The organism is Kitasatospora sp. NEAU-69 (assembly GCF_057158765.1).
The window spans coordinates 1-25,361 of the sequence record NZ_JBWXUE010000002.1 but is presented as its reverse complement, the minus strand read 5'-3'; the positions used below and the strand labels follow the sequence as shown (position 1 = coordinate 25,361).

General features: G+C 72.4%; 16 protein-coding genes. 2 read left to right on the top strand and 14 right to left on the bottom strand.

Translation table 11 applies throughout. The features are described from left to right. Positions 1-81: 81 nt before the first annotated feature. From AC060L_RS02195 to dpgA, 8 genes are all read right to left on the bottom strand, one after another. Positions 82-228 carry a hypothetical protein gene (locus AC060L_RS02195; RefSeq protein ID WP_483796635.1) on the bottom strand — a complete coding sequence of 49 codons (147 nt, stop codon included), beginning with the start codon at positions 226-228 and terminating at the stop codon, positions 82-84. Positions 229-307: 79 nt separating this feature from the next. Next, positions 308-439, bottom strand: a complete 132-nt coding sequence (locus AC060L_RS02190; protein ID WP_483796633.1) for a hypothetical protein — start codon at positions 437-439, stop codon at positions 308-310. A gap of 55 nt (positions 440-494) precedes the next feature. After that, positions 495-620 (bottom strand): hypothetical protein, encoded by a 126-nt coding sequence (locus AC060L_RS02185; RefSeq protein WP_483796632.1) that lies wholly within the window; start codon positions 618-620, stop codon positions 495-497. Positions 621-832: 212 nt separating this feature from the next. Next, a complete protein-coding gene (locus AC060L_RS02180; protein WP_483796631.1) occupies positions 833-964 on the bottom strand; it encodes a hypothetical protein in 132 nt (43 codons plus the stop codon). A gap of 78 nt (positions 965-1,042) precedes the next feature. Beyond that, the gene (locus tag AC060L_RS02175) at positions 1,043-2,500 is read right to left on the bottom strand and encodes an aminotransferase-like domain-containing protein (RefSeq protein WP_483796629.1); all 1,458 of its coding nucleotides are present in this window, start codon (positions 2,498-2,500) and stop codon (positions 1,043-1,045) included. 44 nt (positions 2,501-2,544) lie between these two features. Beyond that, positions 2,545-3,936 (bottom strand): (3,5-dihydroxyphenyl)acetyl-CoA 1,2-dioxygenase DpgC, encoded by a 1,392-nt coding sequence (gene dpgC, locus AC060L_RS02170; RefSeq protein WP_483796628.1) that lies wholly within the window; start codon positions 3,934-3,936, stop codon positions 2,545-2,547. A gap of 3 nt (positions 3,937-3,939) precedes the next feature. Beyond that, entirely contained in the window at positions 3,940-4,617 is a 678-nt protein-coding gene (dpgB, locus tag AC060L_RS02165; RefSeq protein ID WP_483796627.1) for an enoyl-CoA-hydratase DpgB, read from the bottom strand. Between the two features lie 103 nt (positions 4,618-4,720). Then, complete coding sequence (dpgA, locus tag AC060L_RS02160; RefSeq protein WP_483796626.1) at positions 4,721-5,833, bottom strand: 3,5-dihydroxyphenylacetyl-CoA synthase DpgA; 1,113 nt, start codon at positions 5,831-5,833, stop codon at positions 4,721-4,723. A 400-nt stretch (positions 5,834-6,233) separates the two neighbouring features. Here dpgA and AC060L_RS02155 point away from each other — a divergent pair, with 400 nt between their 5' ends. Then, complete coding sequence (locus tag AC060L_RS02155; protein ID WP_483796625.1) at positions 6,234-7,463, top strand: helix-turn-helix domain-containing protein; 1,230 nt, start codon at positions 6,234-6,236, stop codon at positions 7,461-7,463. Between the two features lie 511 nt (positions 7,464-7,974). On the opposite strand, the gene AC060L_RS02150 is transcribed toward AC060L_RS02155, so the two are convergent. Together AC060L_RS02150 and AC060L_RS02145 are read right to left on the bottom strand one after the other, a co-directional pair. Next, positions 7,975-8,163, bottom strand: coding sequence for a hypothetical protein (locus tag AC060L_RS02150; RefSeq protein WP_483796623.1), 189 nt, complete (start codon positions 8,161-8,163; stop codon positions 7,975-7,977). Between the two features lie 95 nt (positions 8,164-8,258). Next, positions 8,259-8,561 (bottom strand): hypothetical protein, encoded by a 303-nt coding sequence (locus AC060L_RS02145; RefSeq protein ID WP_483796621.1) that lies wholly within the window; start codon positions 8,559-8,561, stop codon positions 8,259-8,261. A 211-nt stretch (positions 8,562-8,772) separates the two neighbouring features. Between AC060L_RS02145 and AC060L_RS02140 the strand changes: the two genes are divergently transcribed. Continuing rightward, positions 8,773-9,765, top strand: coding sequence for a LuxR C-terminal-related transcriptional regulator (locus AC060L_RS02140; protein ID WP_483796620.1), 993 nt, complete (start codon positions 8,773-8,775; stop codon positions 9,763-9,765). A gap of 158 nt (positions 9,766-9,923) precedes the next feature. Here AC060L_RS02140 and vioD read toward each other — a convergent pair whose 3' ends face one another. From vioD to AC060L_RS02120, 4 genes are all read right to left on the bottom strand, one after another. Next, positions 9,924-11,111 (bottom strand): capreomycidine synthase, encoded by a 1,188-nt coding sequence (vioD, locus tag AC060L_RS02135; RefSeq protein WP_483796619.1) that lies wholly within the window; start codon positions 11,109-11,111, stop codon positions 9,924-9,926. Positions 11,112-11,161: 50 nt separating this feature from the next. Next, complete coding sequence (gntD, locus tag AC060L_RS02130; protein WP_483796617.1) at positions 11,162-12,316, bottom strand: guanitoxin biosynthesis L-enduracididine beta-hydroxylase GntD; 1,155 nt, start codon at positions 12,314-12,316, stop codon at positions 11,162-11,164. 88 nt (positions 12,317-12,404) lie between these two features. Then, a complete protein-coding gene (locus AC060L_RS02125; RefSeq protein ID WP_483796616.1) occupies positions 12,405-19,643 on the bottom strand; it encodes an amino acid adenylation domain-containing protein in 7,239 nt (2,412 codons plus the stop codon). Between the two features lie 42 nt (positions 19,644-19,685). After that, positions 19,686-25,361: amino acid adenylation domain-containing protein (locus AC060L_RS02120; protein WP_483796615.1), on the bottom strand; the 5,676-nt coding region annotated here is incomplete at its 5' end.

Genomic DNA, 25,361 nt, shown 5'->3' with positions numbered 1-25,361 from the left:
CTGCTGGACAAGCTCGGGTGCCGGAAGGCTCTGGGACTGCGTCCCGGCACCCGAGGGTTCTCGAAGGTGAGGTGCAGCAGCTCAGACGGCCGGCGGGGCCAGGCAGGTCTGCGGGCGGTCGTACTCGCTGCGGTCCAGCAGCTCGATGCTGCGCTCGCTGAGGCCGAGCTCGATGCCCAGCTCCTGCTCCAGGTCACGGCGGGCGATGTTGCGGCGGATCTCGGACATGGGGTTTCTCCTCGGTGTGAAGTAAGCGGATTTGTACGGGGGTTGCGGATGCTGGGGGCTGTCGGCCGGTACAGCGGAATCAGGCGGCGGGGCTGATGCGGCCCAGCGGGCGGTCCAGCTGCTCGCCGTCCAGGCGCTCGATGGTGAGGTCGCGGTCGAGGCCCAGCTCGATGTTCAGGTCGCGGTCCAGGTTGCGGCGGATCTCGGACATGGTGGTTCTCCTTGGGGTGTAAGTGAGTTGGTGGGGTGACGGTGGGGGTGGGGGATTAGATCGGGGAGATGAGGCAGGTCTGCGGGCGGTCGTACTCGTTGCCCTCCAGCAGCTCGATGTCGCGGTCGATGCCGAGCTCGATGCCGAGGTCGTCGTTGAGGTTGCGGCGGATGTCCGACATGGTGGTTCTCCTTGGGTGTAGGTGAGTTGGGTGGTGGTCGGTGGGCTGGTCAGCCGACGGGGAGCAGGCAGGTCTGCGGGCGGTCGTACTCGTCGCCGTCGAGGAGCTCGATGTTGATGTCGCGGTCGATGCCGAGGCCGATGCGGAGGTCGTCGGACATGGTGGTTCTCCTTGGGGTGTAAGTGTGTTGGTGTGTTGGTGGGGGTGGGGGACTAGATCGGGGAGATGAGGCAGGTCTGCGGGCGGTCGTACTCGTTGCCCTCCAGCAGCTCGATGTTGAGGTCGCGGTCGATGCCGAGCTCGATGCCGAGGTCGTCGTTGAGGTTGCGGCGGATGTCGGACATGGTGGTTCTCCTTGGGGTGTCGGGTCTTGCGGGTGGTCCCGGGCTGATCGGCCGCGGGAGGTTCATGGGGCCCGGCGCTCAGGCCTGGGCGGGGGAGAGGGAGCGGCGCAGGCCCGCGCCGAGGAACTCGGCGAAGAGCTCGGAGGCCGTCTCCAGCGGGTTGGCCGGCTGGCGCCGCACGGCGGGGAACGCGATCCGGTCCTCCGGGGCGAGTCGGCTGCGCAGGAAGGAGGCGAGCCGGGCCACGCCCTCCTCGATGCGCGCCTTGTCGAGGTAGCTGAAGGAGAGCCGCAGTTGCTGCTCGCCGCCGGCGCCGACGTAGAAGTCGCTCATCGGCGTCCACAGCACCCCGAAGTCGCGGGCGGAGATCTCCAGCAGGTCCTTGTCCACCCGGAACGGGAGGTTCATCACCAGGAAGAAGCCGCCGTCGGGTGTCAGCCAGTCGATGCCGGTGCGAGCCCGGACCGCCGCCGGGAAGTGCCGGTTCAGCGCTCGCAGCAGGATCGCGAGGTTGCGCTGGTAGAAGGCGGCCTTCTCGCGGGCCACCGCCTTGAGCGAGCCGCGCTGTTCGACGATGATGCCGCCGATGATGGCCTGGGTGATCGGTGAGGTGTTGACCGTGACCATGCTCTTGATGGCGGTCAGTTCGGCGGCCAGCGGCCGGGTGCTGCCGTCGGCGGCGCGGACGAGCTGGTCGGCGACCACGAAGCCGACCCGGGTGCCGGGCAGGCAGACCTTGGCGTACGTGCCCAGGTAGACCACCCTGCGGTGCTGGTCGAGCAGCTTCAGCGTGGGCAGTTCGCTCAGCGCGGCCGCCGTGAAGCCGTACGGGTTGTCCTCCAGCAGCAGCACGTCCTCCTCGTTCGCGGCATCCAGCAGTGCCCTGCGGGTCGCCACGTCGATCCGGGCGCCGGTGGGGTTCGCGAAGTCGGGGACCAGGTAGACGGCGCGCGGCCGCTTCCCCTCGGCGCGGATCGCGGCGCAGACCTGCCGCAGCTCCGCCACGTCGAACCGGCCGTCCGACTGGTTGACCGTGCGCACCTCGATGCCGAGCAGTCGTGCCGCACCGACCACGCCGACGTAGCAGGGGTCGGCGACGATCAGCACGTCCTCGGGCGTGGCGTGCAGCGCCCGCAGCGTGATGAACATGGCCTCCTGGCAGCCGACCGTCACCACCAGTGACTCGGGCGAGGCGATGATGCCCTCGTCCAGCCGGAGCTGCTGGGCGACCAGGTCGTTGATCTGCCCGGCGGCCGGCCCGTACTGGTAGAGCTGGTGCTCGGCCCTGGCGTGGTCCCAGCCGCGGGACTCCCGCAGGTGGCCCAGGTAGCTGTCGATGTGGCGGGCCACGTCCACGGTGTCGAAGAAGACGGTGTGCGGGGCACCGGGGGCGAAGGAGATGGCGTCGGGGAACCGCGTCATCACCTCATTGAGGAAGTTCATCGAGGTGAGTACCGGGTCGCTCACGGCTGCGTGCAGCGAACCACGGTCCAACTCGACCGCGGAGGCTCCGAGGAGAGTCGCGGTTCCAGGCATCTCACACCCCAATCTGAGGTCTTGGTCCGGTAGTTCAGTACGGTTCAGCCCTGGCGGCTGCGGCTGATCCAGGTGCGTTCGAGGTTGTCGATGACGTCGGCGCTGTACAGTCGCTTGGCCTGCTCCAGCGCGAACTCGGCGATGTAGCCGCGGAACGCGTCGGCCGGCTCGTCGGCCAGGTTGAGCATCTTGCGGTTGCTCGCCACCGCCGGGTTGTCCAGCGCCTCCGCGGCGGCGGCGATGGTCTTGTCCATCAGCTCGGGGGCGACCACGTCGTCGCAGAAGAGCTGCGCCGCGGGCTCGTCGGAGAGGATCCGGCGGCCACCGAGGATGACCTGGCGGGACAGCCGCGGGCCCATCACCCGGGAGAGCCGCAGGTTCGCGGCGCCGGGCACGATGCCCTCCTGGAGGGCCGGCAGCGAGAACTGCGCGCCGGTCTCGGAGATGACCCGGTCGAACGCGAGCAGCAGCTGCATGCCGCCGCCGATGGCGTGCGAGTCCACCGCGGCGATCCACGGCTTCTCCTGCAGCCCGTCGGAGCTGAGCGGGTCGGCGCCGGGCAGCCGCACACCACGGATGATCTTCTGGATGTAGCCGGTCTCGCGCCGGAGCAGGAAGTCCAGCAGCGAGATCTGCCCGTTGTAGAGGCGGGTCAGGTTGATGCCGGAGCAGAAGACCCGGCGGCCGAGGTAGCGGGGGTGGTCCATCTCGCCGCCCCGCACCACGCCGACCCGGCTGTCCTCGTCCAGCAGGACGAGGTCGACCGCGGTCTCCAGGTCCTCCGCCAGGACGTCGTCCTCGGCATTGAGGCAGTACGTGTTGTGGACGGTGAGGTGCGCGACGCCGTCCTGGCGGACGATCGAGACGGTGCCCAACTCGGCGACCCCGCTTGCGCGGTAGGCCGCCAGCTCGGCGAGCGCCCGGGGCGTCGGCGCCAGCATGCTGTCGAGGATGTGGGTGCCGGCGGCGGGCGAGCGGAGCATGCCCCACATCAGGATGCCCTGGTCGACCTCGTGGCCGTCCTTCTCGGGCTGGATGTACCGGCGCTCGGCCGCGATCCGGTCCCGGGTGGGGACCAGGCCGGGAATCAACTCGGCGGCAGCATAGGCCAGTTCTTCGAGCCGGACCGATCGCCGGCCGTCGTCGGTCAGCTCGCGGTGGAGCCGCTCGCCGTGGGTGCGGACGAAGGCCATCCGGGCGGCGCGGCCGGCGGCGAGGAGCTCCTCGGCCTGCCGCTGCTCCCAGGCGCCACGCTCGGGGCGGACCGGCAGCGTGTCCAACTGCTCCAGGAGTCGGCCTAGGTGGCCGCTCAGGGCGGTGGAGTCGGCGTCGAAGACCCCGTTGAGGCGCAGGGGCGTGTCGGCGCGGTGCGCCCGGACCGGCCGGCGCGCGGTCATGATGTTTCCCATCAGTTGTTCGGCCAGGTCTCTGGGCATCGGTCAGTCCGCCGTCTGCTGACGGAGCGAGCGGTCGCAGGCGGCCAGGTGCGGGCCGAGCGCGTTCTCGAAGTCGGTCGAGGTGGCGTCCATCAGCAGCCGGCGGCGGATCGCGACGTCGGTCGCGCGGACCCCGGCGAAGCTCTCCAGGGCGGTGGCCAGCGCGGCGTCCGGGTCCTCGGCGATCTCGTTGACCAGGCCGAACTCCAGGGCCTGCCAGGCGGAGAGCTCGGTGCCGAAGAGCGCGATCTGCCGGGCCCGGGCGACGCCGAGCTGCTGGGCCAGCCGGTACAGGGCCATGCCGGGCCAGGTGGCGTCGTTGCTCGCGGGCAGCCGCAGCCGCAGGTCCGCACCGGCGATCCGGTAGTCGGTGGCCAGCAGCGTCTCGGTGCTGTGGCCGTCGCAGATCCCGGTGGCCACCGCGACGGTGGCGACCGGCAGCCGCTCCAGCCGGCGCAGCGCCCGCTCCCACTTGTTGACCAGGTGCACGCCGGGAAGCTGGACGTCCTTGCTGGCGACTCTGCTCTCCAGCCGGATCGCCAGGGTGTCGTGGCTGCCGGCCTCGGCGCGGTCGCAGGCGTCGGTGATGGTGCCCACGAGGCCGGGGGACAGGGTCTGCGGGCCGTAGAAGGCCATGGTGAGGCCGGTCGTGGCGGGGGCGAGTTCGGTCTGGTTGACCATCTGGGTTTGTCCGTCCTGAGTCGAGGGTTGGCCGAGGCCTATAGGGGGTTCTGGGTGCCTGGGTTCCGGTCGGATGTGGGGTCCGGGGCGGCGCCGCCGGGAGCTACCAGCGGACCAGGGCGTTCTCGATGGTGGAGCCGGGGCCCATGGTCATCAGCACGACGTACTCGCCGGGTTCGACGACGTGCTCGGCGCGCAGCCGGTCGAGCGAGAAGAGGAAGGAGCCGCTGGAGAGGTTGCCGAAGTCGCGCAGCACGGAGGTGGTGTGCCGGACGTCGTGGGAGGTGAGCCCCAGGTTGATCTTGACGGCGTCGATGACCTTCTTGCCGCCGGAGTGGACGATCCACTGCGCGATGTCCGAGCGGCGCAGACCGGTGTCCTTGAGCAGGTTGTCGATCGCCTCCTCGGCGTGCGCGCCGACGACGTAGGGGACGTCGCGGTCCAGGAAGAAGCTGTACTTCCCGTGCTCCTCGTCCCAGTCGAAGCGCATCGCCTCGACCGCTTCGGGGATGATCCGGCTGGTGAACTTGACCAGCTGCGGGCCCTGCGACTGCGGGCCCTGCGACTGCGGGCCCTTGGGCTCGTCGCCGGCCATCACCGCGACCGCCGCGGCGCCGTCCCCGAACAGGCCGTTGACCACCGCGGTGCGCATCGTGCCGTCGAAGACGTACGCGGCCGAGCAGCACTCCACGCAGACCATCACGGCCAGTCGGCCGGGGTTGCGGCCGGCCCAGGCGGCCGTGGGGTTGAGGCCGTTGAGTCCGGCGTTGCAGCCCATGCCGACCACGTCGAGCCGGCTGCAGGTCACCGGGATGCCCAGCTCCTTGATCAGCAGCGCGCTGAAGCCGGGGGTGAGCAGGCCGGTGGAGGTGACGCAGACCAGGTAGCCGAGGTCGTCGAGCGAGGCGCCGATCTCCGCGAGGCACTTGGTCAGCGCCTCGGCGGCGAGTTCGATGCCCTTCTCGCGGTGCTTGCGCAGCAGTTGGGACTGGGTCTCGGGCTGCGGTACGCCGTCGGGACCGACCGGCGGCAGGGTCAGGTGCCGCTTGTCGATGTGGCTGTTGCGGAAGACCGAGGTGACCGTGGGGTCGGTGATCCCGTAGGCCTCCAGGATGTCGTCCTGCGAGTAGCTGGTGGCCGGATTGGCCGTGCCGATCCCGAGGATGCGGGGAAGCACCGTGGTCTCGGTGTCGAGGGTCCTGACGTCGGTAAGCAAGGCTCTCCACCTAGGAGTGGGTCGGGGAACGGGGTGCACTCAACGGGGTGCGTTCGCTGCCGTTGGGCTCTCGGTGGCCGCAACACTAGCCAGTGATGACAAGATCCGTCCAGTGTTTGTCAGATTTTGGCATCAAGCTTGAATGGCCTGCTCTGCGCGGCTTGCTGGTGCCTCATCGGCTGGGGCCACGCCGTCGGCACTGAGGTGCCTTGACTGAACGTGCCAGGACGATGGAAGATTTGTCATCGAGAGGATGTCGGCTTGGCAACTGCCAGGACGGGGGCCGCAGGGTTACGGCCACTCCCCTTCGCCGGCGAGCACGGTGATGGCGACGGAGCGACGCTTCACGGCGAACCTCCTCTCTCTTTCTTGACACGTCTGGGAACGAGGCTGGCGACAGATGGACTACTTGGCTCAACCGGCATTCGGGCAGCTGGTCGGCGAGCTGCGGCGGGAGCGCGGTCTCTCGCAGGCCCAACTGGCCGGCGACGGCGTCTCCTCCAGCTACGTCTCCCGACTGGAGGCCGGTCTGCGCGCGCCGACCTCGGCGGCGGTGCGGCACTTCGCCGACCGCTTCGGCGTGCCCGAGGACACCTTCCGCGCGCACTCCCCGCAGATGGTCGCCGTCCGCATCGCGGAGGGTGCCACCGCCGTGGAGGACGGACGCTACGAGGCGGCCATCCTGGCGCTCGGTCAGGCCAGGGACGAGGAACAGCACTTGGCGCCGGAGATGTTCTGGCTGCTGCTGCTGAACCTGTCCCGTGCCTACGAGCTGCTGGGCCGGCACGCCGAGCGTCGCGAGACGCTCGGCCGGGCGCTGGACACCGCACGCCGGCTGGGTTCGCCGGTGCTGGAGGTCAAGGCGCTGACCGGACTAGCAGTCTGCGCGCGGCTCCTCGGTGAGGTCGAGGAGGCCGTGACTGTGGCAGGACAGGCGTTCGCGCTCGGCGAGGAGCACGTGGAGGTCCCCCGCTCGGACGTCGCCCGCGCGCTCCTCGCGCTGATCGCCGCCGAGACCGAGTCCGGGAACCTCCTCGCCGCCGCCCAGCATGCCGAGCTGGCCCAGCAGATCCCGCCAGCGGAGCTTGGGACGCTGCGCGTTCAGGTGCTCTGGACCGCGGCGACCGTCGCCGTCCGCCAGGGGGCGGGCGAGCAGGGGCTGGCCCTGCTGGAGCAGGCGCTCGCGGTCGCCGACCAGCGCGACATCCTCACCTGGGGCCGACTGCGCACGGCGGCCATCTCGCTCTACCTGCGGATGCGCCAGGAGGTCACCCCGCAGGTCCTCGACTGGTTCCGCGAGGCGGATCAGGTCATCGCCGTCCACGGCAGCCCCGGACACCAGGCTGAGCTCAAGGCCATCGCTGCTCGTCTCGCTTTTCACCAGGGCGATCGCGAGCGGGCGTCCCGACTCGCCCGAGAGGTCCTGGACGATCCCTCCGGCCTGTCTCTTCAGGACCGGATGAGCGTCGAGATCCTCTTCCACCAGCTCGAGATCAGTCTCGGACGGGGCGACGACGCGGTCGGCGCGCTCCGGACGGTCGCCGAGCAGCTGCAGGGCTCCGGCAACCTCGACCTCGCGGCCGAGGCCTGGCGAGCGCTCGCGGAGGCGCTGGTCCGGGTGCGGGGATGACGCCGCCATGAGCGGCGCAACATCCTGTGTCATCTTTCGTCCTCCGAGTCGGTGATGGTTGCGGGGTCTGCCTGCTCAGGCGAGCGGCCGGGCAGGTCGCGAGGGGTGTGCGGAAGTCGTGGGCAGGCTCTGGCCCGAAGGGGCCACCTCGACGGGCGGGGGCTGTCCTGATCGGGCCTGTCCTGATCGGGCCGGCCGGCGCTGGGCGCCAGGGCTGCGGTCCGGGGGGCGAATCGGTGGCGGGCACCGGGGCCGCGACGGGTGCGCGGCGACGTGCTCCGCGGGTTGTTCTGAGCCGGTCATCCGGTGTTATTCGGACGGGCTGTAATCGTGTCGTGCCTGCACGGATTGCTCTGGTCTCGCTTGAGCGCTACTTGAGCCTTGGTTGAGCTTTCATCGGCCAGGTTGTGTGGACTTCGTCAGGTTGTCCGGGATATTTCGCACGGAGGCCGGTGCTACGTCAGGTCGGTGTTACCTGTCAGTAGCTGTCAGGTCGTCTGACCTGGGCGTTTCAGTGGCCCCAGGTGATGTCGAGCGGGGCGACCTGGGTGGTGCCGGCGGTGGTGCCGACCGTGCCGTCGGCCACCTGAACCGTCGCGGTGGAGTTCTGCGGAGTACCCGATGCGACCACAATTGCCGTGACACTGCTGAGCGCAATAAGAGCGGCGGCGGTGAACTTGGCGACACGGGTGGCCAGCATGGGATTCTCCTTGATTGTTTCGGTGATTTCCCGGAATGTATTTCCGGGCTTTCTCGGCGCCTCGTTCCTGCCGATGGCTCTACTCTGGCCGACTCTCAGAACGGATGGAACGGGTTCCGGCTGGACGGATCCGGCATTGGCATAACCTGTCCACCCCCCACCGGCTCGGTGGCCGCGTCCCAGGGGCCCGGCACGAGGACGGCCTGACTGCTGAGTACGGCGATCCGGCGCAGCCGGGGGTGCCGGGTGACCGCCGCGCGGCACAGCCGCAGGGCGCTGGCCTCGGCAGTCGCCAGACTGTCGGAGGTCAGGAAGAGGCCGACCACCGGGCCGCCGGCCGCGTCGGGGTGGACCGCCACGTGCTCCAGCCCGTCCTGCGGCTCGGCGAAGTCGGCCACTATTTCCGCGGTGTCCGCTGGCAGTGATGTCCCGTCCGCACAGCGTAGATGAGTGTGAATCAGATACATGAAGCCATCTTCGGGCGCTGACAATACTGCTCACAACCGCCCAAGTTGGACGCTTCCGGCGATGGCATAAAGCGTCCACCCATGAGGCCTAAGCTTCTCCTAGAATCCGCATCAGTATTCGCAGGCCGAGAATGGGGGAACAGTGCTTGAGGTCCTGGGGCTCGATGCGCACGCCGAACTTGTCTATCGGGCAATGCTCACCAACCCGGCAGAAGGGGTCGTGCAGCTCGCGGCGCGGCTGGGCGTGCCGGAGTCCCAGGTGCGCGAGGGCCTGAGCCGGCTCAGCGAGCTCGCGCTGATCCATCCCTCCCAGGCGGAGCACATCGGGTTCCGGGCGATCTCGCCCGAGACCGCGATGGAGGTGCTGCTCGCGCGCCAGCAGGCGGACCTGGCCGCGCAGCAGATGCGGGTCGAGGCCTCCCGGGCCGCGGCCGCGCAGCTGATCGCGGAGTGCTCGGCACTGCGTCCCAGAACCGTCGACGCCCACGCGGAGCAACTGGTCGGTGCCGACGAGATCCGGGAGCGGCTCACCCGGCTCTCCCGCGAGACCACCGAAGAGATGATGACCTTCGCGCCCGGTGGAGCGCACACTGCCGAGGACCTGCTGGCCAGCCGCCCCGGCAACTCCGCGATGTTCGAGCGCGGGGTGAAGAGCAGGACCATCTACCTGGACAGCGTCCGCAACCACCAGCCGACCCTTGAGCACGTCGCCTGGCTCAGCGCACAGGGCGCCCAGGTGCGCACCGCGCCCACGCTGCCGCTGCGCATGATCATCGCCGACCGCTGCCACGCGGTGCTGCCGATCGACACCGACGCGCTGGCCGGTGCCGTCGTGCTGCGCGGCGTCGGTACGCTCGCGGCGCTGGTCGCGCTCTTCGAGAGCATCTGGGACGCGGCCACGCCGCTCGGCGCCAGCCCCAGCCAGGAGCCCAGCGGCATCTCGCCGCAGGAGCGGGCCACGCTGCAGCTGCTGGCCCAGGGCTACACCGACGAGACGATCGCCAAGCGGCTCGGCGTCTCGCCGCGCACCGCCCGCCGGATCGCGGCCGATCTGATGGAGCGCCTCGGCGCCCAGAGCCGGTTCCAGGCCGGGGTGCACGCCGTGCAGGACGGCCTGCTGCCCACCACGCGCTGATCGTCCGCACGTCTGCACGTCTGCACGTCTGTTTCGCCTGACTGCCCCGACCTGAGCCGGCCGACCACGCAGAAGCCCCGCGTGGATACGGTCTGCCCATATCCATGCGGGGCTCTCTGTCATGTGCCTGCTTGTCTCAGCTGCTCAGCGCTTCACACTCACCGCTTCACCAGCGGTGAGCTGAGCTCGCGGGCGACCAGCGCCAGGGCCTCCAGGCCCGCCTGGAGCTCGTCGGTCGGGCCGCCGAAGCCGAGCCGCACCCGGTCGGGGTGGTCGAAGCACAGGCCCGGCACGAGCAGCACGCCGTGCTCGTCCAGCAGCTTGTCGCAGAGCGCGATGGTGTCGGTGCCGGGCGCCAGCGCGGGGAAGGCGCTGACCCCGCCGTGCGGCAGCGGCAGCGAGATCACGTCCGAGTTCTCGGCCGCCCAGGTGGTCAGCAGCAGCCGGTTGAACCGGGACTGCGCGAGCAGCGGCCCGACCACCTTGTCCACGTTCTCCATCACCCGGGTGCCCAGCAGCTCGTTCAGCGGCGAGGTGCTGATGGTGACGTAGTCGCGCAGCTTGACCATGCCGGCCAGCACGTCCGGCGGCGCGATGCACCAGCCGATCCGCAGCCCCGGCAGTCCGAAGGCCTTGGACATCGTGCCGAACGAGACGACGCGGTCGATCAGCGTCGAGGGGTCCGGCAGCGGGGTCCGGTCGTAGACCAGCTCGCCGAAGGCCGCGTCCCAGAACAGGTAGCAGCCGGCGGACTCGACGATCTGCAGCAGCTGGTGGTAGCCGGCCAGGTCCGGCATGGCACCGGTCGGGTTGTGCGGGAAGTTCACCACCACGGCCCGGGTCTTCGGCGACATCAGCGCGCGCAGCCGGTCGAGGTCGGGCTCGAAGTCGTCGGCGGCGCCGAGCTCCCAGACCCGCAGCCGGGCGCCGAGCGCCGAGGCGACCGAGGAGAGCGACTGGTAGACCGGGCTGAGCACGACCACCTCGTCGCCCGGCCGGACCACCGCGGACAGTGCCAGGAAGATCCCCTCGGTCGAGCCGTGGGTCACCATCACCCGCTCCGAGCGGGTCGGCGCGTACCGGGCGGCGATCGCGGCCCGCAGCGGCTCGCAGCCGAGCGAGGGGCTGTCCCGGAACGGCAGCAGGTCGAGCTCGTCCACGCTGATGTCCAGCATCTTGCGCAGCTGGCCGAGCGAGTAGTTCTGCATGCCCGAGCTGGAGATATCGACGCGCGCCTCGAAGTAGCGCGAGCGGAACCAGTCCTCCAGCAGGGCCGGCTCGATGTCACCGAGCGCCGCCCCGGGGAACTGGGGCTCACCGGCTGCACGGGTGGGGTCGGAAGTCATGGTTACTCCTAAGGGTGTGTCAGCCTGAGAAGGTTTTGAGGAGGGTGTCGTCAGCCGATGACGCGGGTGTTGGTGCTGCTGCGGCCCGGGCGGGTGCGGCGCAGGTCCTCGACGACGTTGACCCGCTTGAGCCAGCGGTCGGTGCCGTCGTAGCGCGGGCGGAACGGCCGGCGGCCGTGCACGACGTTGCGGTTGTCGATGAAGCCGACGTCGCCGGGCGACAGCGGGAAGTCGTAGAGGTTCGCGCTGAGGTGCTCCTTGAGCCAGCTCAGCGCCTCCGCCGCCTCCTCGTCGCCGTCGGCCGCGACCACGAAGTCGCCGTCGATCCGCAGCACCGGGGCCTCGGGGTGGCCGGAGAGCAGCGGGATGTGCGGCGGCCGGCGGCGCACCGCGTCCAGCCGTCCGAAGGCTCCGGCCCGGCCGGCCTCGCCGGGGTCGGTGTTCAGCGCGGCGTCGTGCGAGGTGTCCGGGAGGATGTGGAACCGCGGCTCGCGCAGCACCCGCTCCACGCCGGCCGGGATCGCGGCCAGGTCCAGCGGGCCGATGGTCGTCGCGGTCAGCTCCGGGCTGCGCATGCAGAGCAGTCCGACGAAGTCGGCGCGGCACTCGGAGAACGCGTCCTCGGTGTGCCAGCCCAGCTCGGTGCGGCTGCTGGAGCTGACCAGGCTGTCCTCCATGCCGGGGGCCGGCACGACGTCGGTGACCACCCGGCCGTCCTGCTGGGTCGCCCAGGAGACGACGTCGCCGAGCAGCGCGCCGTACAGCATGATCAGGAAGGCGTAGACCCTGCTGCCCGCGGTGTCCGCGTGCTGCCAGCCCGGCGGGGTCAGGCCGAGCGTCTGCTCGTCGATCAGGTTGCCGGAGACGACCAGCCCGTGCTTGCGGTCGTCGAGGCGGGCCGCGTTGACGGCGAGGCGCAGCCCGCGCGGGAGTTCGTGGGCCAGCACGGCGACCTCGGCCAGGAATCTGGGTGAGTCCACTCGGGAGTACTCGCTCAGGCAGCGCGCGGCGAGCTGGTGGGCCTGCTCGGCCTCCGCGTGGCTCAGGTGGTAGCGGTGCACGGCCACCCGGGCGGGGCTCGTGTGCGAGGTCGTGGTCACCAGCGGCGGGAGCTCGGCGTCGTTCAGGAAGGCGTCGGTCAGCAGCGCCTGCTCGACGAGCGCCTGGTCGGAGATGGTCTGGCTGGTCATGGTCTGGCTGGGCATGGGAGGACTCCTGGGCAGGTCTGGTGTGTCTGAAGTAGGTGGGTCGCCGCCGGCCGGAGCGGGATGCCGCGGTCCGGCCGGCGGCGGGTCAGGCGGTCAGGACGAGCGCGGTCCGGGTCCCGGACTGGCTGTCGTCGGCCCGCAGGCGGCTGTCGATCGCCGGACCGATGAGGTCGAGCGTCTCGGGCCTGGTCATGTCCGCGTGGGTGGCGTCGATGACGTGGTGGTCGAAGGAGCCGATGTACGGGCTCCACATCGCGGCGGCCTGCGCGGGGGTGATCTCCTCGCGGCCGGCCTGGTAGAACAGCACCTCGCCGTCGTACGGGCGGGGCGTGTAGTCGCGCATCAGCCGGACGTTGTTGACGGTGACCGCCATCAGAGCGCGGACCGCGCGCTCGTCCAGCGCGCTGAGCGAGCTGCCGTGGCTGCGCAGCCGCTCCAGAACCAGGGCCGGGGTGACCGGCAGCTCGTCCTCGGTCAGGCCGTCGAGGATGTCGATGCCGTCGAAGGCGAGCTGGAGCACCGAGCGCTCGTCCATCACCTCGTGCTCGCCGTTCGAACCGCCCGGGTAGGCGTCCAGCATGGCCAGCAGGGACACCTCCTGCCCGTCCTGGCGCAGCAGCACCGCGATGGCGTGCGCCACCGCCCCGCCGAAGGACCAGCCGAGCAGCCGGTACGGGCCCGAGGGCTGGATCCGGCGGATCTCGGCGAGGTAGTCGGCGGCGATCTCCTCGACGCTGTCCGGCAGCTGCACCGGCTGCGCCAGGCCGCGTGACTGGAAGGCGTAGAGCGGCACTTCGCGGTCCAGGTGCCGGGTCAGACCGGCGTAGCACCAGCCCATCCCGCCACCGGGGTGGATGGCGAAGAGGGGCGCCCGCTCGCCGGCCGGGCGCAGCGGCAGCACCGTGTCGAAGGTGCCGTCCGACTCGTCCGGAGTCTCCGCTCCGCTGTGGCCCTCGCCGATCGCCGCGGCGAGCGCGGCGACGGTGGGTGCCGCGAAGAGCGCGGCCACCGCGAGCGAGCTGTCCAGCGTGCGGCGGATCCGGTTGACCAGCCGGGTGGCCAGCAGCGAGTGGCCGCCGAGCGCGAAGAAGTCGTCGTCGATCGAGACCTCGGGCAGACCGAGCACCTCCGCGAACAGCGTGCACAGCTGCTGCTCACGGGCGGTGCGCGGGGCCCGGCCGCTCGCGGCCGTGGCGTCCGGGGCGGGCAGGGCCTTGCGGTCCAGCTTGCCGTTGGGCGTCTGCGGCAGCGCGTCCAGCAGGACGAACGCGGTGGGCACCATGTAGTCCGGCAGGCCGGCGGCCAGCCGCTCCCGGACGGCGGCCGGATCGACGCTCTCGCCGGGACCGGCCACCAGGTAGCCGACCAGCCGCTTGTCACCGGGCCGGTCCTCCCGGACCACCGCCGCGACCTGGACCAGCGCGGGGTCGGCGGCCAGCGCCTTCTCCACCTCGCCCAGCTCGATCCGGAAGCCGCGCACCTTGACCTGGCCGTCGGCCCGGCCGACGAACTCCAGCGTCCCGTCGGCGAGCCAGCGCACCACGTCGCCGCTCTGGTACATCCGGGCGCCGGGCTCGGTGGTGAACGGGTCGGCGACGAAGCGGCTCGCGGTCAGCCCGGGCTTGCCCAGGTAGCCGCGCGCCACACCGGGCCCGCCGATGTACAGCTCACCCGCGACGCCGACCGGGACCGGCGCGAGGTGCTCGTCCAGCACGTACAGCCTGGTGTTGTCCATGGCCCGGCCGATCGGCACCGAACGGCCCACCCGGTGGGGTGCGCGCATCGGGTGCCAGGAGCAGATCACGGAGGTCTCGGTGGGACCGTAGGTCGCCACCACCTGCGTGTCCGGGCAACTGTCGATCGCCCGCTGCACCGCGCTGACCGGGACGTTGTCGCCGCCCGTCCAGACCTGGGCCATCCGTCCGAGGGCGGCGGGTTCCTCCTCCGCCATCAGGTTGAAGAGCACCGGAGTGAACAGCGCGGAGGTGACCTGCTGTTCGGTGATGATCCGGGCGTACTCGCGGGTGTCCAGCGCGCCGGCCGGCGCCACCACGATCCGGTTGCCGGTCAGCAGCGGCACCCAGAGCTCGTAGGTGGAGGCGTCGAAGGCGTGCGGTGCGTGCATCAGCACGCTGCGCTGGGTGCCGCCCGCCCAGCAGCCGTCGGCGGCCAGGTCGGCGACGTTGCGGTGGCTGACCGCCACGCCCTTCGGCGTGCCGGTCGAGCCCGAGGTGTAGATCACGTAGGCCAGGGCATCCGGGTGGATCCGCACACCGGGGTCGGTGTCCGGTTCGCTGTCGAGCGTGGGGTCGTCCAGCTCGACGATCAGGGTGCCCCGCTCCCGCTCGGCCGCGACCAGCGCGTGGTTGCGCATCGCGGCATCGACGACCAGGACGTGGGATGCGGTGCCCTCCAGCACGAACCGCATCCGCTCGACCGGGTAGCCGGAGGGGAGTGGGACGTACGCGCCGCCCGCCTTGGTGATGCCCAGGGTGGCGATCACCACCTCGGCGGAGCGCTCCAGCAGGGTGGCGACGGCCCGGTCGGGGCCGATGCCGAGCGTGGCGAGCCGGTGCGCGAGGCGGTTGGCCCGCGCGTTCAGCTGTGCGTACGTCAGACGCAGTCGGTCGGAGGTGACCGCGACGGCGTCGGGGGCGGCGGCGACGCGCTCCTGGAACAGGGTGGCCAGGTCGTGCGTCGGCACCGGGCGCTCGGGGCCGTTCCAGTCGCGCAGCAGCTGCGTGCGCTCCGGCCCGGCGAGCAGGTCCAGTCGGTTGATCGGCAGGTCCGGGGTGGCGGCCGCCCGGGTGAGCAGCCGCACCAGCCGGTCGGCCAGCGAGGCCACCGTCCGCCGGTCGAAGAGATCGGTCGCGAAGACCACGCCGCCCTCGACCCCGGCGGGCGCGCCGTCCGGGCCGTACCGCTCGGTGAGGTTGAACATCAGGTCGAACTGGGCGCTCTCGACGCCCACCGCCTGGTCCTCGACGTGCAGTCCGGGGAGCTCGTAGGCCGCGGCGGCGTTGTTCTGCAGCACCAGCGTGGTCTGGAAGAGCGGGTGACGGGCCCGGGTGCGCACCGGGTTGAGCGCCTCGACGAGCCGGTCGAACGGGAGGTCCTGGTGCGCGTAGGCGGCGAGGTTGGTGTCGCGGACCCGGTGCACCAGCTCGGTGTAGCTGGGGTTGCCGCTCGTGTCGGTGCGCAGCACCAGCGTGTTGACGAAGAAGCCGATCAGGTCGTCGAGCGCTTCGTCGGTGCGGCCGGCCACGGCGGCGCCGAGCGGGATGTCGGTGCCGGCGCCGAGCCGGGTGAAGAGCGCGGCGAGCGCGGCCTGGATGGTCATGTAGAGCGTGGCGCGCTCGCCCTGGGCGAGCTCCAGCAGCCTGGCGTGCACGTCCGCCTCGATGGTGAGCGGGACGAACGAACCGCGGTGCGAGGGCACCGCCGGCCTGGCCCGGTCGAACGGGAGCTCCAGCTGGTCCGGCAGGTCGGCCAACGCCGTGCGCCAGTAGTCCAGTTGGGTCGCCAGGATGCTGCCGGGGAGCTGCTCGTCACCGAGCAGCTCGCGCTGCCAGAGCGCGTAGTCGGCGTACTGGACCGGCAGCGGCGCCCAGTTCGGGGCCGAGCCGGCGAGGCGGGCGGCGTAGGCGGCGCTCAGGTCCTGGCCCAGCGGGCCCATCGACCCGCCGTCGCCGGCGATGTGGTGCACCAGCAGCAGCAGCGTGTGGTCCTGCTCGCCGGCGCGGAAGAGCCAGGCGCGCACCGGGTGTTCGTCGGCGAGCTCGAACGGATGGCGGGCGGCCTTCGCCAGCTCCTCGGCCAGCTCACCGGCGGCGACGTCCCTGAACGTCAGCTCCATCGACGCGGTCGGCGCGATGACCTGGGTGGTGCGGCCGCCGCTGTCGCGGATGACCGTGCGCAGCACCTCGTGCCGCTGCACCAGGTCGTCCAGCGCGGCCGTGAGCGCGGCGCGGTCCAGCTCGCCGGTCAGCCGCAGCACCATCGGCAGGTTGTAGATCGCGCTGGGGCCGTCCAGGCGGTGCATGAACCAGAGCCGCTGCTGGGCGAAGGAGAGCGGCAGCTCCTCGGGGCGGGCGGCGGCCCGCACCGGGGGCCGGCCTGCGCCGGCCGTCGCCTGTCCGGCGGACTGATGGCCTGCGGACTCGTGGCCGGCCGACTCCTGCCGGGCGATCCGGGCGGCCAGCCGGGCGACCGTCGGGTCCTCGAACACGGCGCGCAGGCCGAGCTCCGCGCCGAGCGCCGCGCGGACCCGGCTGACCAGCCGGGTGGCCAGCAGCGAGTGGCCGCCGAGGGCGAAGAAGTCGTCGTCGATGCCGACCTCCGCCAGGCCGAGCACGTCCGCGACGAGCGCGACGAGCGTCTCCTCGCGGGCGTCGCGCGGTGCCCGGCGCTCCTGCGGGCCGCCCTCGGCCCCGGCGGGGGCGGGCAGCGCCCGGCGGTCCACCTTGCCGTTCGGGGTCAGCGGCAGCGCGTCCAGCAGGACGAAGGCCGAGGGCACCATGTACTCCGGCAGCTCGGCCGCGACCCGGGCGCGCAGCTCGTCGGCGTCCGGCGCCGCGCCGCCGTCCGGCACGACGTAGCCGACCAGCCGCTTGTCACCGGGGCGGTCCTCGCGGACCAGCACCGCGGCCTGCGCGACGTCCGCACCCCGGCCCAGCACCAGCTCGATCTCGCCGGGTTCGACCCGGAAGCCGCGCAGCTTGACCTGCCCGTCGGCGCGGCTGACGAAGTCGAGCAGCCCGTCCGCGGTCCAGCGCACCAGGTCGCCGCTGCGGTACATCCGGGCGCCGGGGGCGAGCGCGAAGGGGTCGGCGACGAAGCGCTCGGCGGTCAGTTCGGGGCGGCCGACGTAGCCGCGGGCCAGGCCCTCGCCGGCCAGGTACAGCTCGCCGACCACGCCGACCGGGACCGGGCGCAGCCGCTCGTCCAGCACGTAGGCGCGCATGTTGTCCATCGGCCGGCCCATCGGCACGGTCGCGCCGAGCCGGGTGCCCGGGTGCAGCAGTGTCTGGGTGGCGAACAGCGTGGTCTCGGTCGGCCCGTAGGTGGCCCGCACCGCGGTGCCGGGGCAGCTGTCCAGCACCCGCTGGACGGCGAGCACCGGGATCACGTCGCCGCCGGTCAGCACCTCGCGCAGCGGGGCGAAGACCTGCGGGTCCTCCTCGGCGATCACCCGGAACAGACCGGCGGTCAGCAGCGCGCTGGTCAGGCCGTGTTCGGTGATCAGGCGGGAGAGCGCGGCGGCGTCGAAGCCGCCCTGCGGCGCCACCACGATCCGGCCGCCGGTCAGCAGCGGCACCCACAGCTCGTACACCGAGGCGTCGAAGGCGAGTGGCGCGTGCATCAGGATCCGCTCGGCGGCCCGGCCGGCCCAGCAGCCGTCCTGCGCGAAGGCGACCACGTCGCGGTGGGTGATCCCGATGCCCTTGGGCGTTCCGGTGGAGCCGGAGGTGTACATCACGTACGCGAGCTGGTCGGGGTGTACCCGGGGTGCCGCGGCCGGGGCCTGGTCGGCGTCGTCGGCCAGGTCGGCCACCGTCAGCACGTGCCGGACGCCCTCGGGCAGTTCGGCCAGTAGCGGCCGCCCGGCCGTCGCGCGGTCCACCAGCAGCACGCTCGCCCCGGTGTCGGCCAGCACCCCGGCGGCCCGCGCCACCGGCGCCCGCAGGTCCAGCGGCAGGTATGCCGCGCCCGCCTTCACGATCGCCAGCAGCGAGACGACGGCGTCGGTGGAGTGCTCCTGGAGCACCGCGACCCGGTCCTCGGGGCCGATGCCGAGCGCGGTCAGGCGCGCGGCCAGCCGGTCCGAGGCGGCGTCCAGGCGGCGGAAGTCGGTGCTCCGGCCGCGGTCGCTGACCGCGATCGCGTCGGGTGTGCGCCGGGCCTGCTCACGGAACAGCTCGGGGATGGTCAGGCTCGCCGGCTCGGCCAGCGGGCCCTGCCAGTCGGTCAGCAGCCGCTGCCGCTCCGGCCCGTCCAGCAGCTCCAGCGCGCCGATCGGGGCGGCGGGCTGCCGGGCCGCGGCCTCGAACAGCCGGGCCAGCCGGTCGGCCAGGGCCTGCGCGGTGCCGTGCTCGAACAGGTCGGTGCTGTACTCGATCCAGCCGGTCAGCCCGGTGGCCGAACCGTCCGCGCCGTAGTGCTCGTTCACCGTGATCGACAGGTCGAACTGGGAGATGCCGGCCCGGATCTCCTCCACCTCGCCGGCCACGTCACCGAGCGAGAAGTCGGCGGCCGCGTTGTTCTGCAGCGCCACCATGGTCTGGAAGAGCGGGTGGCGGGCCAGCGACCGGGTCGGGTTGAGCGCCTCGACGAGCGAGTCGAACGGCAGGTCCTGGTGGTCGTAACCGGCCAGCGCCGCGTCCCTGACCCGGGCCAGCAGCTGCTCGAAGGACGGGTCGCCCGAGGTGTCGGCGCGCAGCACCAGCGTGTTGACGAAGAAGCCGACCAGGTCGTCGAGCGCCTCGTCGGTGCGCCCCGCGACCACCGAGCCGAGCGGGATGTCGGTGCCCGCGCCGAGCCGGGTGTACAGCGCGGCGACGGCCGCCTGCACCGCCATCGACAGCGTCGCGCCGCTCTCCCGGCCGAGCTCCAGCAGCCGGTGGTGCGTCTCGGCGTCCACCGCCCAGCGCACGATCGCGCCCTGGTGGCTCGGCACGGCCGGGCGGGGCCGGTCGGTCGGCAGGTCGAGCTCCGGCGGCAGGTCTGCCAGGGCGCTGCGCCAGTACGCCAGCTGGGCGGCGGCGGCGCTCTCCTGGTCGGCGACCTCGCCGAGCACCTCGCGCTGCCACTGCGCGTAGTCGGCGTACTGGACCGGCAGCTCCTCGAAGGCCGGCGCGTCGCCGCTGCGGCGAGCCCGGTAGGCGGTGGCCAGGTCGCGGGCCAGCGGGCCGAGCGACCAGCCGTCGGCCGCGATGTGGTGCAGCAGCAGGAGCAGCACGTGCCGCTCGGGGGCCAGCGTGAAGAGCCAGGCGCGCAGCGGTATCTCGCGGGCCAGGTCGAAGGCGTGCCGGGCGGCCTGCGCCATCGCCTCGGCCAGCTCGGGCTCGCCGGCGACCTGTTGCCGCTCGACCTGCGGCCGGACCCGGTCGAGGATCTCCTGCACCGGTTCCCCGTCGGTCTCGCGGTACACGGTGCGCAGCACCTCGTGCCGTTCGACGACGTCCGCCAGGGCCTCGACCAGCGCCGCCGGGTCCAGCGGCCCGTTCAGGCGCACGGCCATCGGGAGGTTGTAGGTCGGGCTGGGCCCCTCGACCCGGTGCATGAACCAGAGCCGCTGCTGGGCGTACGAAAGAGCGAGAGTCATGGGAATCGGTGTCCTCGTGGATGTACCGGCTGGACGGGAGGTCTAGGCGCGGGCGCGCGGGCGCAGGGCGGGGCGGGTGAGCGCGGGCCGTGCCGCGGCGGCCGGGGCGGTGGCGAGTCGGGCTGCCAGGGCCGCCACCGTCGGGGTCTCGAAGAGCGCGCTGACCGGGAGGTCGGCGCCGAGCGTGGTGCGGATGCGGTTGGCCAGGCGGGTGGCGAGCAGCGAGTGGCCGCCGAGCCGGAAGAAGTCGTCGTCGATGCCGACCTCCGGCCGGCCGAGGAACTCGGCGAACAGCGCGCACAGCGCCTGCTCGCGCTCGTCGCGCGGGCCGCGGTGCTCGGCCGCCTCCTGGTAGAGCGGGGCGGGCAGGGCGTTGCGGTCGACCTTGCCGTTCTGGTTCAGCGGCAGCGCGTCCAGCACGGTCAGCGCCTGCGGGACCATGTAGTCCGGCAGAGCCTCGCGCAGCCGTTCGCGGATCGCCGCCGGGTCGGCCACGGTGCTGGGCGGGGCGGTGAGGTAGGCGGCGAGCCTCTTGTCGCCCGGCTGGTCCTCGCGGACCATGACGAACGCCTGGGCCACGCCGTGGTCCGCGGTGAGCGCGGCCTCGATCTCGCCGAGCTCGATCCGGAAGCCGCGGATCTTGACCTGCCCGTCGGCGCGGCCGACGAAGTCGATCAGACCGTCCGCGGTCCAGCGGACCACGTCGCCGGTGCGGTACATCCGGGCGCCGGGCCCGGCGGCGAACGGGTCGGCGACGAAGCGCTCGCCGGTCAGCCCGGGGCGGCCGACGTAGCCGCGGGCCAGGCCCTCGCCGCCCAGGTACAGCTCGCCCGCGACGCCGGCCGGCACCGGGCGCAGCCGCTCGTCCAGGACGTACGCCCTGGTGTTGTCCATCGGCCGGCCGATCGGCACCGAGGTGCTGCCCGGCGCCGGCTCCGGGATCGGGACGCAGGTCGCGAAGGTGGTGGACTCGGTGGGTCCGTAGACGTTGAACAGCGTCAGCGACGGGTGCGCGGCCCGGACCTGGCCCATCACGGTCGGCGAGAGCGCCTCGCCGCCGACCCACGCCTCGCCGAGGCCGGCCAGCGCGGCCGGCACCTCCTGGGCGAGCAGGTTGAAGAGCGCGGTGGTGAAGAAGCCCGCGGTGATCCCGTGCCCGGTGAGCAGCCGTGCGTAGGCGTCGGTGTCGAGCCGCCCGGGCGGGGCGATCACGATCTGCCGCCCGTTCAGCAGCGGCACCCACAGCTCGTAGGTGGAGGCGTCGAAGGCGTGCGCGGAGTGCATCAGCACCCGGCGCTGGGTCGGGGTGGCGAACAGCCGCTCGGCGGCGAAGGCGGCCACCGACCGGTGGCTGACCCCGACGCCCTTGGGGACGCCGGTCGAGCCGGAGGTGTAGATGACGTAGAGCAGTTGCTCGGGCGTCACCGGCACCGCGGGGTCGGTCACCGGCAGGTCGGCCGGGCCCTGCTCGCCGCCCGGGCCGTGCTCGCCGTCGAGCAGCAGCACGGTCACGCCGGCCTCGGTGACCGGGTGCTCCCGGTGCGCCGGGTCCACCAGCAGCACCTTGGCGCCGGTGCCGTCGAGCACCATCCGCATCCGCTCGACCGGGAAGGCGGCGGGCAGCGGCACGTAGGTGCCACCGGCCTTGGCCACCGCGATGGTCGCCACCACCACGTCCAGCGAGCGCTCCAGCAGCAGCGCGACCGCGGTCTCCGCGCCGACGCCCTCGGCGATCAGCCGGTGCGCGAGGCGGTTGGCCCGCTCGTTCAGCTGCCGGTACGTCAGTTCCTGCTCGCCGACGAACACGGCGACCGCGTCCGGGGCCGCCGCGACCCGCTGCTCGAAGAGCCGGGCGACGCCCGTGGCGGTGTAGTCGGCGGGCGCGCCGTTCCAGTGCTCCAGGAGCCGCTCGCGCTCGTCGGCGGCGAGGATCTCGGCGGAGCCGATCGGCTGCTCCGGTGCGGCGGTCAGCTGCTCCAGCAGGCGCACCAGGCGGGCCGCCAGCAGCTCGACCGTCTCCCGGTCGTACAGGTCGGTGGCGTACTCCACGGCCAGTTCGACGCCCTGTGGCGAACTGGCTTGTGTGGGCAGCTCCTTGACGAAGAAGGTCAGGTCGAACTTGGCGCCCCGGAAGTCCACCTCGGTGGACCGGGCGGACACCCCCGCCGCCTCGAACCGCACGTCGGCGGTGTCCTCGGCGCACAGGGCGATCTGGAAGAGGGGGTGGCGGTTGCGGGTGCGGGGTGGGTTGAGGGCTTCGACGAGGCGGTCGAAGGGGAGGTCCTGGTGGGCGTAGGCGGCGAGGTTGGTGTCGCGGACGCGGTGGATGAGGTCGGTGTAGGTGGGGTTGTCGCTGGTGTCGGTGCGCAGGACGAGGGTGTTGACGAAGAAGCCGATGAGGTTGTCGAGGGCTTCGTCGGTGCGGCCGGCGACGACGGAGCCGAGGGGGATGTCGGTGCCGGCGCCGAGGCGGGTGAGCAGGGCGGCGAGGGCGGCCTGGACGGTCATGAACAGGGTCGCTCGCTCGCTCTGGGCCAGCTCCAGCAGCCTGGCGTGCACACCCGCCTCGATCACGGTGCGCACGGTCTCGCCGCGGTGGGAGGGCACCGCCGGGCGGGGCCGGTCCCGGGGGAGCTCGATCTCCTCCGGCAGGCCCGCCAGCCGCTCGCGCCAGAACGCCAGGTTGCGGGCGGCCCGGCCGGCCGGGTCCTGCTCGTCGCCGAGCAACTCGCGCTCCCAGAGCGCGTAGTCGGCGTACTGAACCGGCAGCGGCTGCCAGTCGGGGGCGCTGCCGGCGAGCCGGGCGGCGTAGGCGACGCCCAGGTCCTGGCCCAGCGGGCCCATCGACCAGCCGTCGCCGGCGATGTGGTGCAGCACCAGCAGCAGCGTGTGCTGCGTCTCGGCGGTGCTGAACAGCCAGGCCCGCAGGGGGGTTTCGGCCGCCACGTCGAACGGCAGGTGCGAGGCCTCCAGCAGCGCCGCGTCCAGCCCGTCGGCGGGCGTGGCGGCGACGGTCAGCCGCGGCCGGACGCTGCCGAGCGGCAGTACGTCCTGTACCGGCTCCCCGTGCACCTCCCGGAACACCGTCCGCAGGGCTTCGTGCCGATCAGCCACGTCAGCAAGTGCTGCCGCCAGGGCCTGCGGGTCCACGTCGCCGTCGAGGCGCAGGACCAGGGGGATGTTGTAGGTGGCATTCGGTCCCTCCATCCGGGTCAGGAACCACAGCCGCCGCTGCGCGGTGGACAGTGGCAGGTGCTCGGGACGCTGCCGGGCGGTCAGCGCCGGGCGGGCCCCGTCGGCCGAGACCGAACCGGCCAGGCCGGCCACGGTCGGCGTCTCGAAGAGCGCGCTGACCGGCAGATCGACGCCCAGCGCGGTGCGGATCCGGTTGGCGAGGCGGGTGGCGAGCAGCGAGTGGCCGCCGAGCCGGAAGAAGTCGTCGTCCACGCCGACCTTCGCCAGGCCGAGCACCTCGGCGAAGAGGCCGCAGAGGATCTCCTCCTGCGGGGTGCGCGGCGCGCGCCCGCCGCCGGCCGCCACCGGGTACTGCGGGACGGGCAGTTGCGCGCGGTTCACCTTGCCGTTCGGGTTCAGCGGGAAGGCGTCCATGATGACCACGGCGTCCGGCACCATGTAGCCGGGCAGGGTGGCCGCAAGCGCGCCGCGCAGCTGCTCCTGGTCGAGCCGGGCGCCCGGCGCGGGCACCGCGTAGCCGACCAGCCTCTTGTCACCGGGCCGGTCCTCGCGGACCACGACCTTGACCTGCGCGACGCCGTCCTCGCGGGCCAGCGCGGCCTCGATCTCGCCGAGTTCGATCCGGAATCCGCGGATCTTGACCTGCTCGTCGGAGCGGCCGACGAACTCCAGCTCGCCCTCGGCCGTCCAGCGGACCACGTCGCCGGTGCGGTACATCCGGGCGCCGGGGGCGAGCGCGAAGGGGTCGGCGAGGAAGCGCTCGGCGGTCAGGCCGGGGCGGCCCACGTAGCCGCGGGCCAGGCCGCCGCCGCCCAGGTAGAGCTCGCCGGCGATGCCGGCCGGGACCGGGCGCAGTGCCTCGTCCAGCACGTACGCCCGGGTGTTGGCGAGCGGCCGGCCGATCGGGGCGGCGAGCGCCTCGGTCCGGCCGCCCTGCGAGCCGAGCAGGGCGGTGGTCGAGGTGCAGGAGACCTCGGTCAGACCGTAGACGTGGATCAGCCGGGTCGGCTGCCGCTCCCACATCTCCAGGCGCTCCGGCAGGATCCGCTCGCCGCCGGTGGCGACGAAGCGGAAGCCGGCCGGCAGCGTGCGGCCGGCGGTGTGCAGCTCGTGCGCCCACTCGTGCCAGTAGGCGGTGGTCAGCTCCAGGCCGGTGATCCGGTGCTCGGTCACGTAGTCGGCCAGGTCGGCGCCGCTGGTCAGCACCGGCTCGGTCGGGATCACGACGGTGGCGCCGGCCGCCAGGGTCGGCAGCAGCTCCTCCAGCAGCACGTCGAAGCCGACGGCGGCGACCTGGAGGATCCGGTCCCGGGCGGTGAGCTCGAAGGCCTCCACCATGGTCAGGGTGTAGTTGAGCAGCGGGCCGTGGGCGAACATCACGCCCTTGGGGCGGCCGGTGGAGCCGGAGGTGAAGAAGGCGCAGGCGAGGCTCTCGGGGGTGATCTCGGTGAGCTCGTCGCTGCTGAACTCGGTGGCAGCGTCTTCGAGTTCGTCGAGGCAGAGCACCGGCGCGGGGGAGCCGTCGAAGAGCCCGCCGAGCGCGGCGAGCACCTGCCGCCGGGTGAGCACGGCGGCGGGGGCCGCGTCGATGAGGATCGCGCGCAGCCGCTCCTCGGGCAGCTTCGGATCGACCGGCAGGAAGCCGGCGCCGGCCTTCAGTACCGCCTGCACCGCGACCACGAGCTCGGCGGAGGCCGGCAGCGCGAGCAGCACCAGGTCGTCGTGCCGCACCCCGCTCTCCCGCAGCCGGGCGGCCAACGCGGTTGCCGCGGCGTCGAGCTGGGCGTACGTCAGGCGGGTGTCGCCGTGCTCGACGGCGAGCGCCTGCGGCGTGCGGGCGGCCTGCTCGGCGAGCAGCTGCGGCAGGGTGATCGCGGGCAGCGGGCGGGCGGTGTCGTTCCAGCGCTCCAGCACCAGCTCGCGCTCGTCGGCGGCGAGGATCTCGGCCGAGCCGATCGGCTGCGCCGGTGCGGCGGCCAGCTGCTCCAGCAGCCGGACCAGGCGCTCGCCGAACAGCCGCGCCGTCGCCTCGTCGTAGAGGTCGGTGGCGTACTCGATCTCGATCCGCACGCCGGCCGCCTCGCCCTGCGGGCCGGTCCGCTCCCGGAGGTTCAGGCAGAGGTCGAACTGGGCTGCCAGCGCGGGTGAGTCGGCGTCGGTGACCCGGGCGGCAGCGCCCAGGTCGAAGTCGGCGGCGGCGTTGTTCTGCAGGATCAGGGCGATCTGGAAGAGGGGGTGGCGGTTGCGGGTGCGGGGTGGGTTGAGGGCTTCGACGAGGCGGTCGAAGGGGAGGTCCTGGTGGGCGTAGGCGGCGAGGTTGGTGTCGCGGACGCGGTGGATGAGGTCGGTGTAGGTGGGGTTGTCGCTGGTGTCGGTGCGCAGGACGAGGGTGTTGACGAAGAAGCCGATGAGGTTGTCGAGGGCTTCGTCGGTGCGGCCGGCGACGACGGAGCCGAGGGGGATGTCGGTGCCGGCGCCGAGGCGGGTGAGCAGGGCGGCGAGGGCGGCCTGGACGGTCATGAA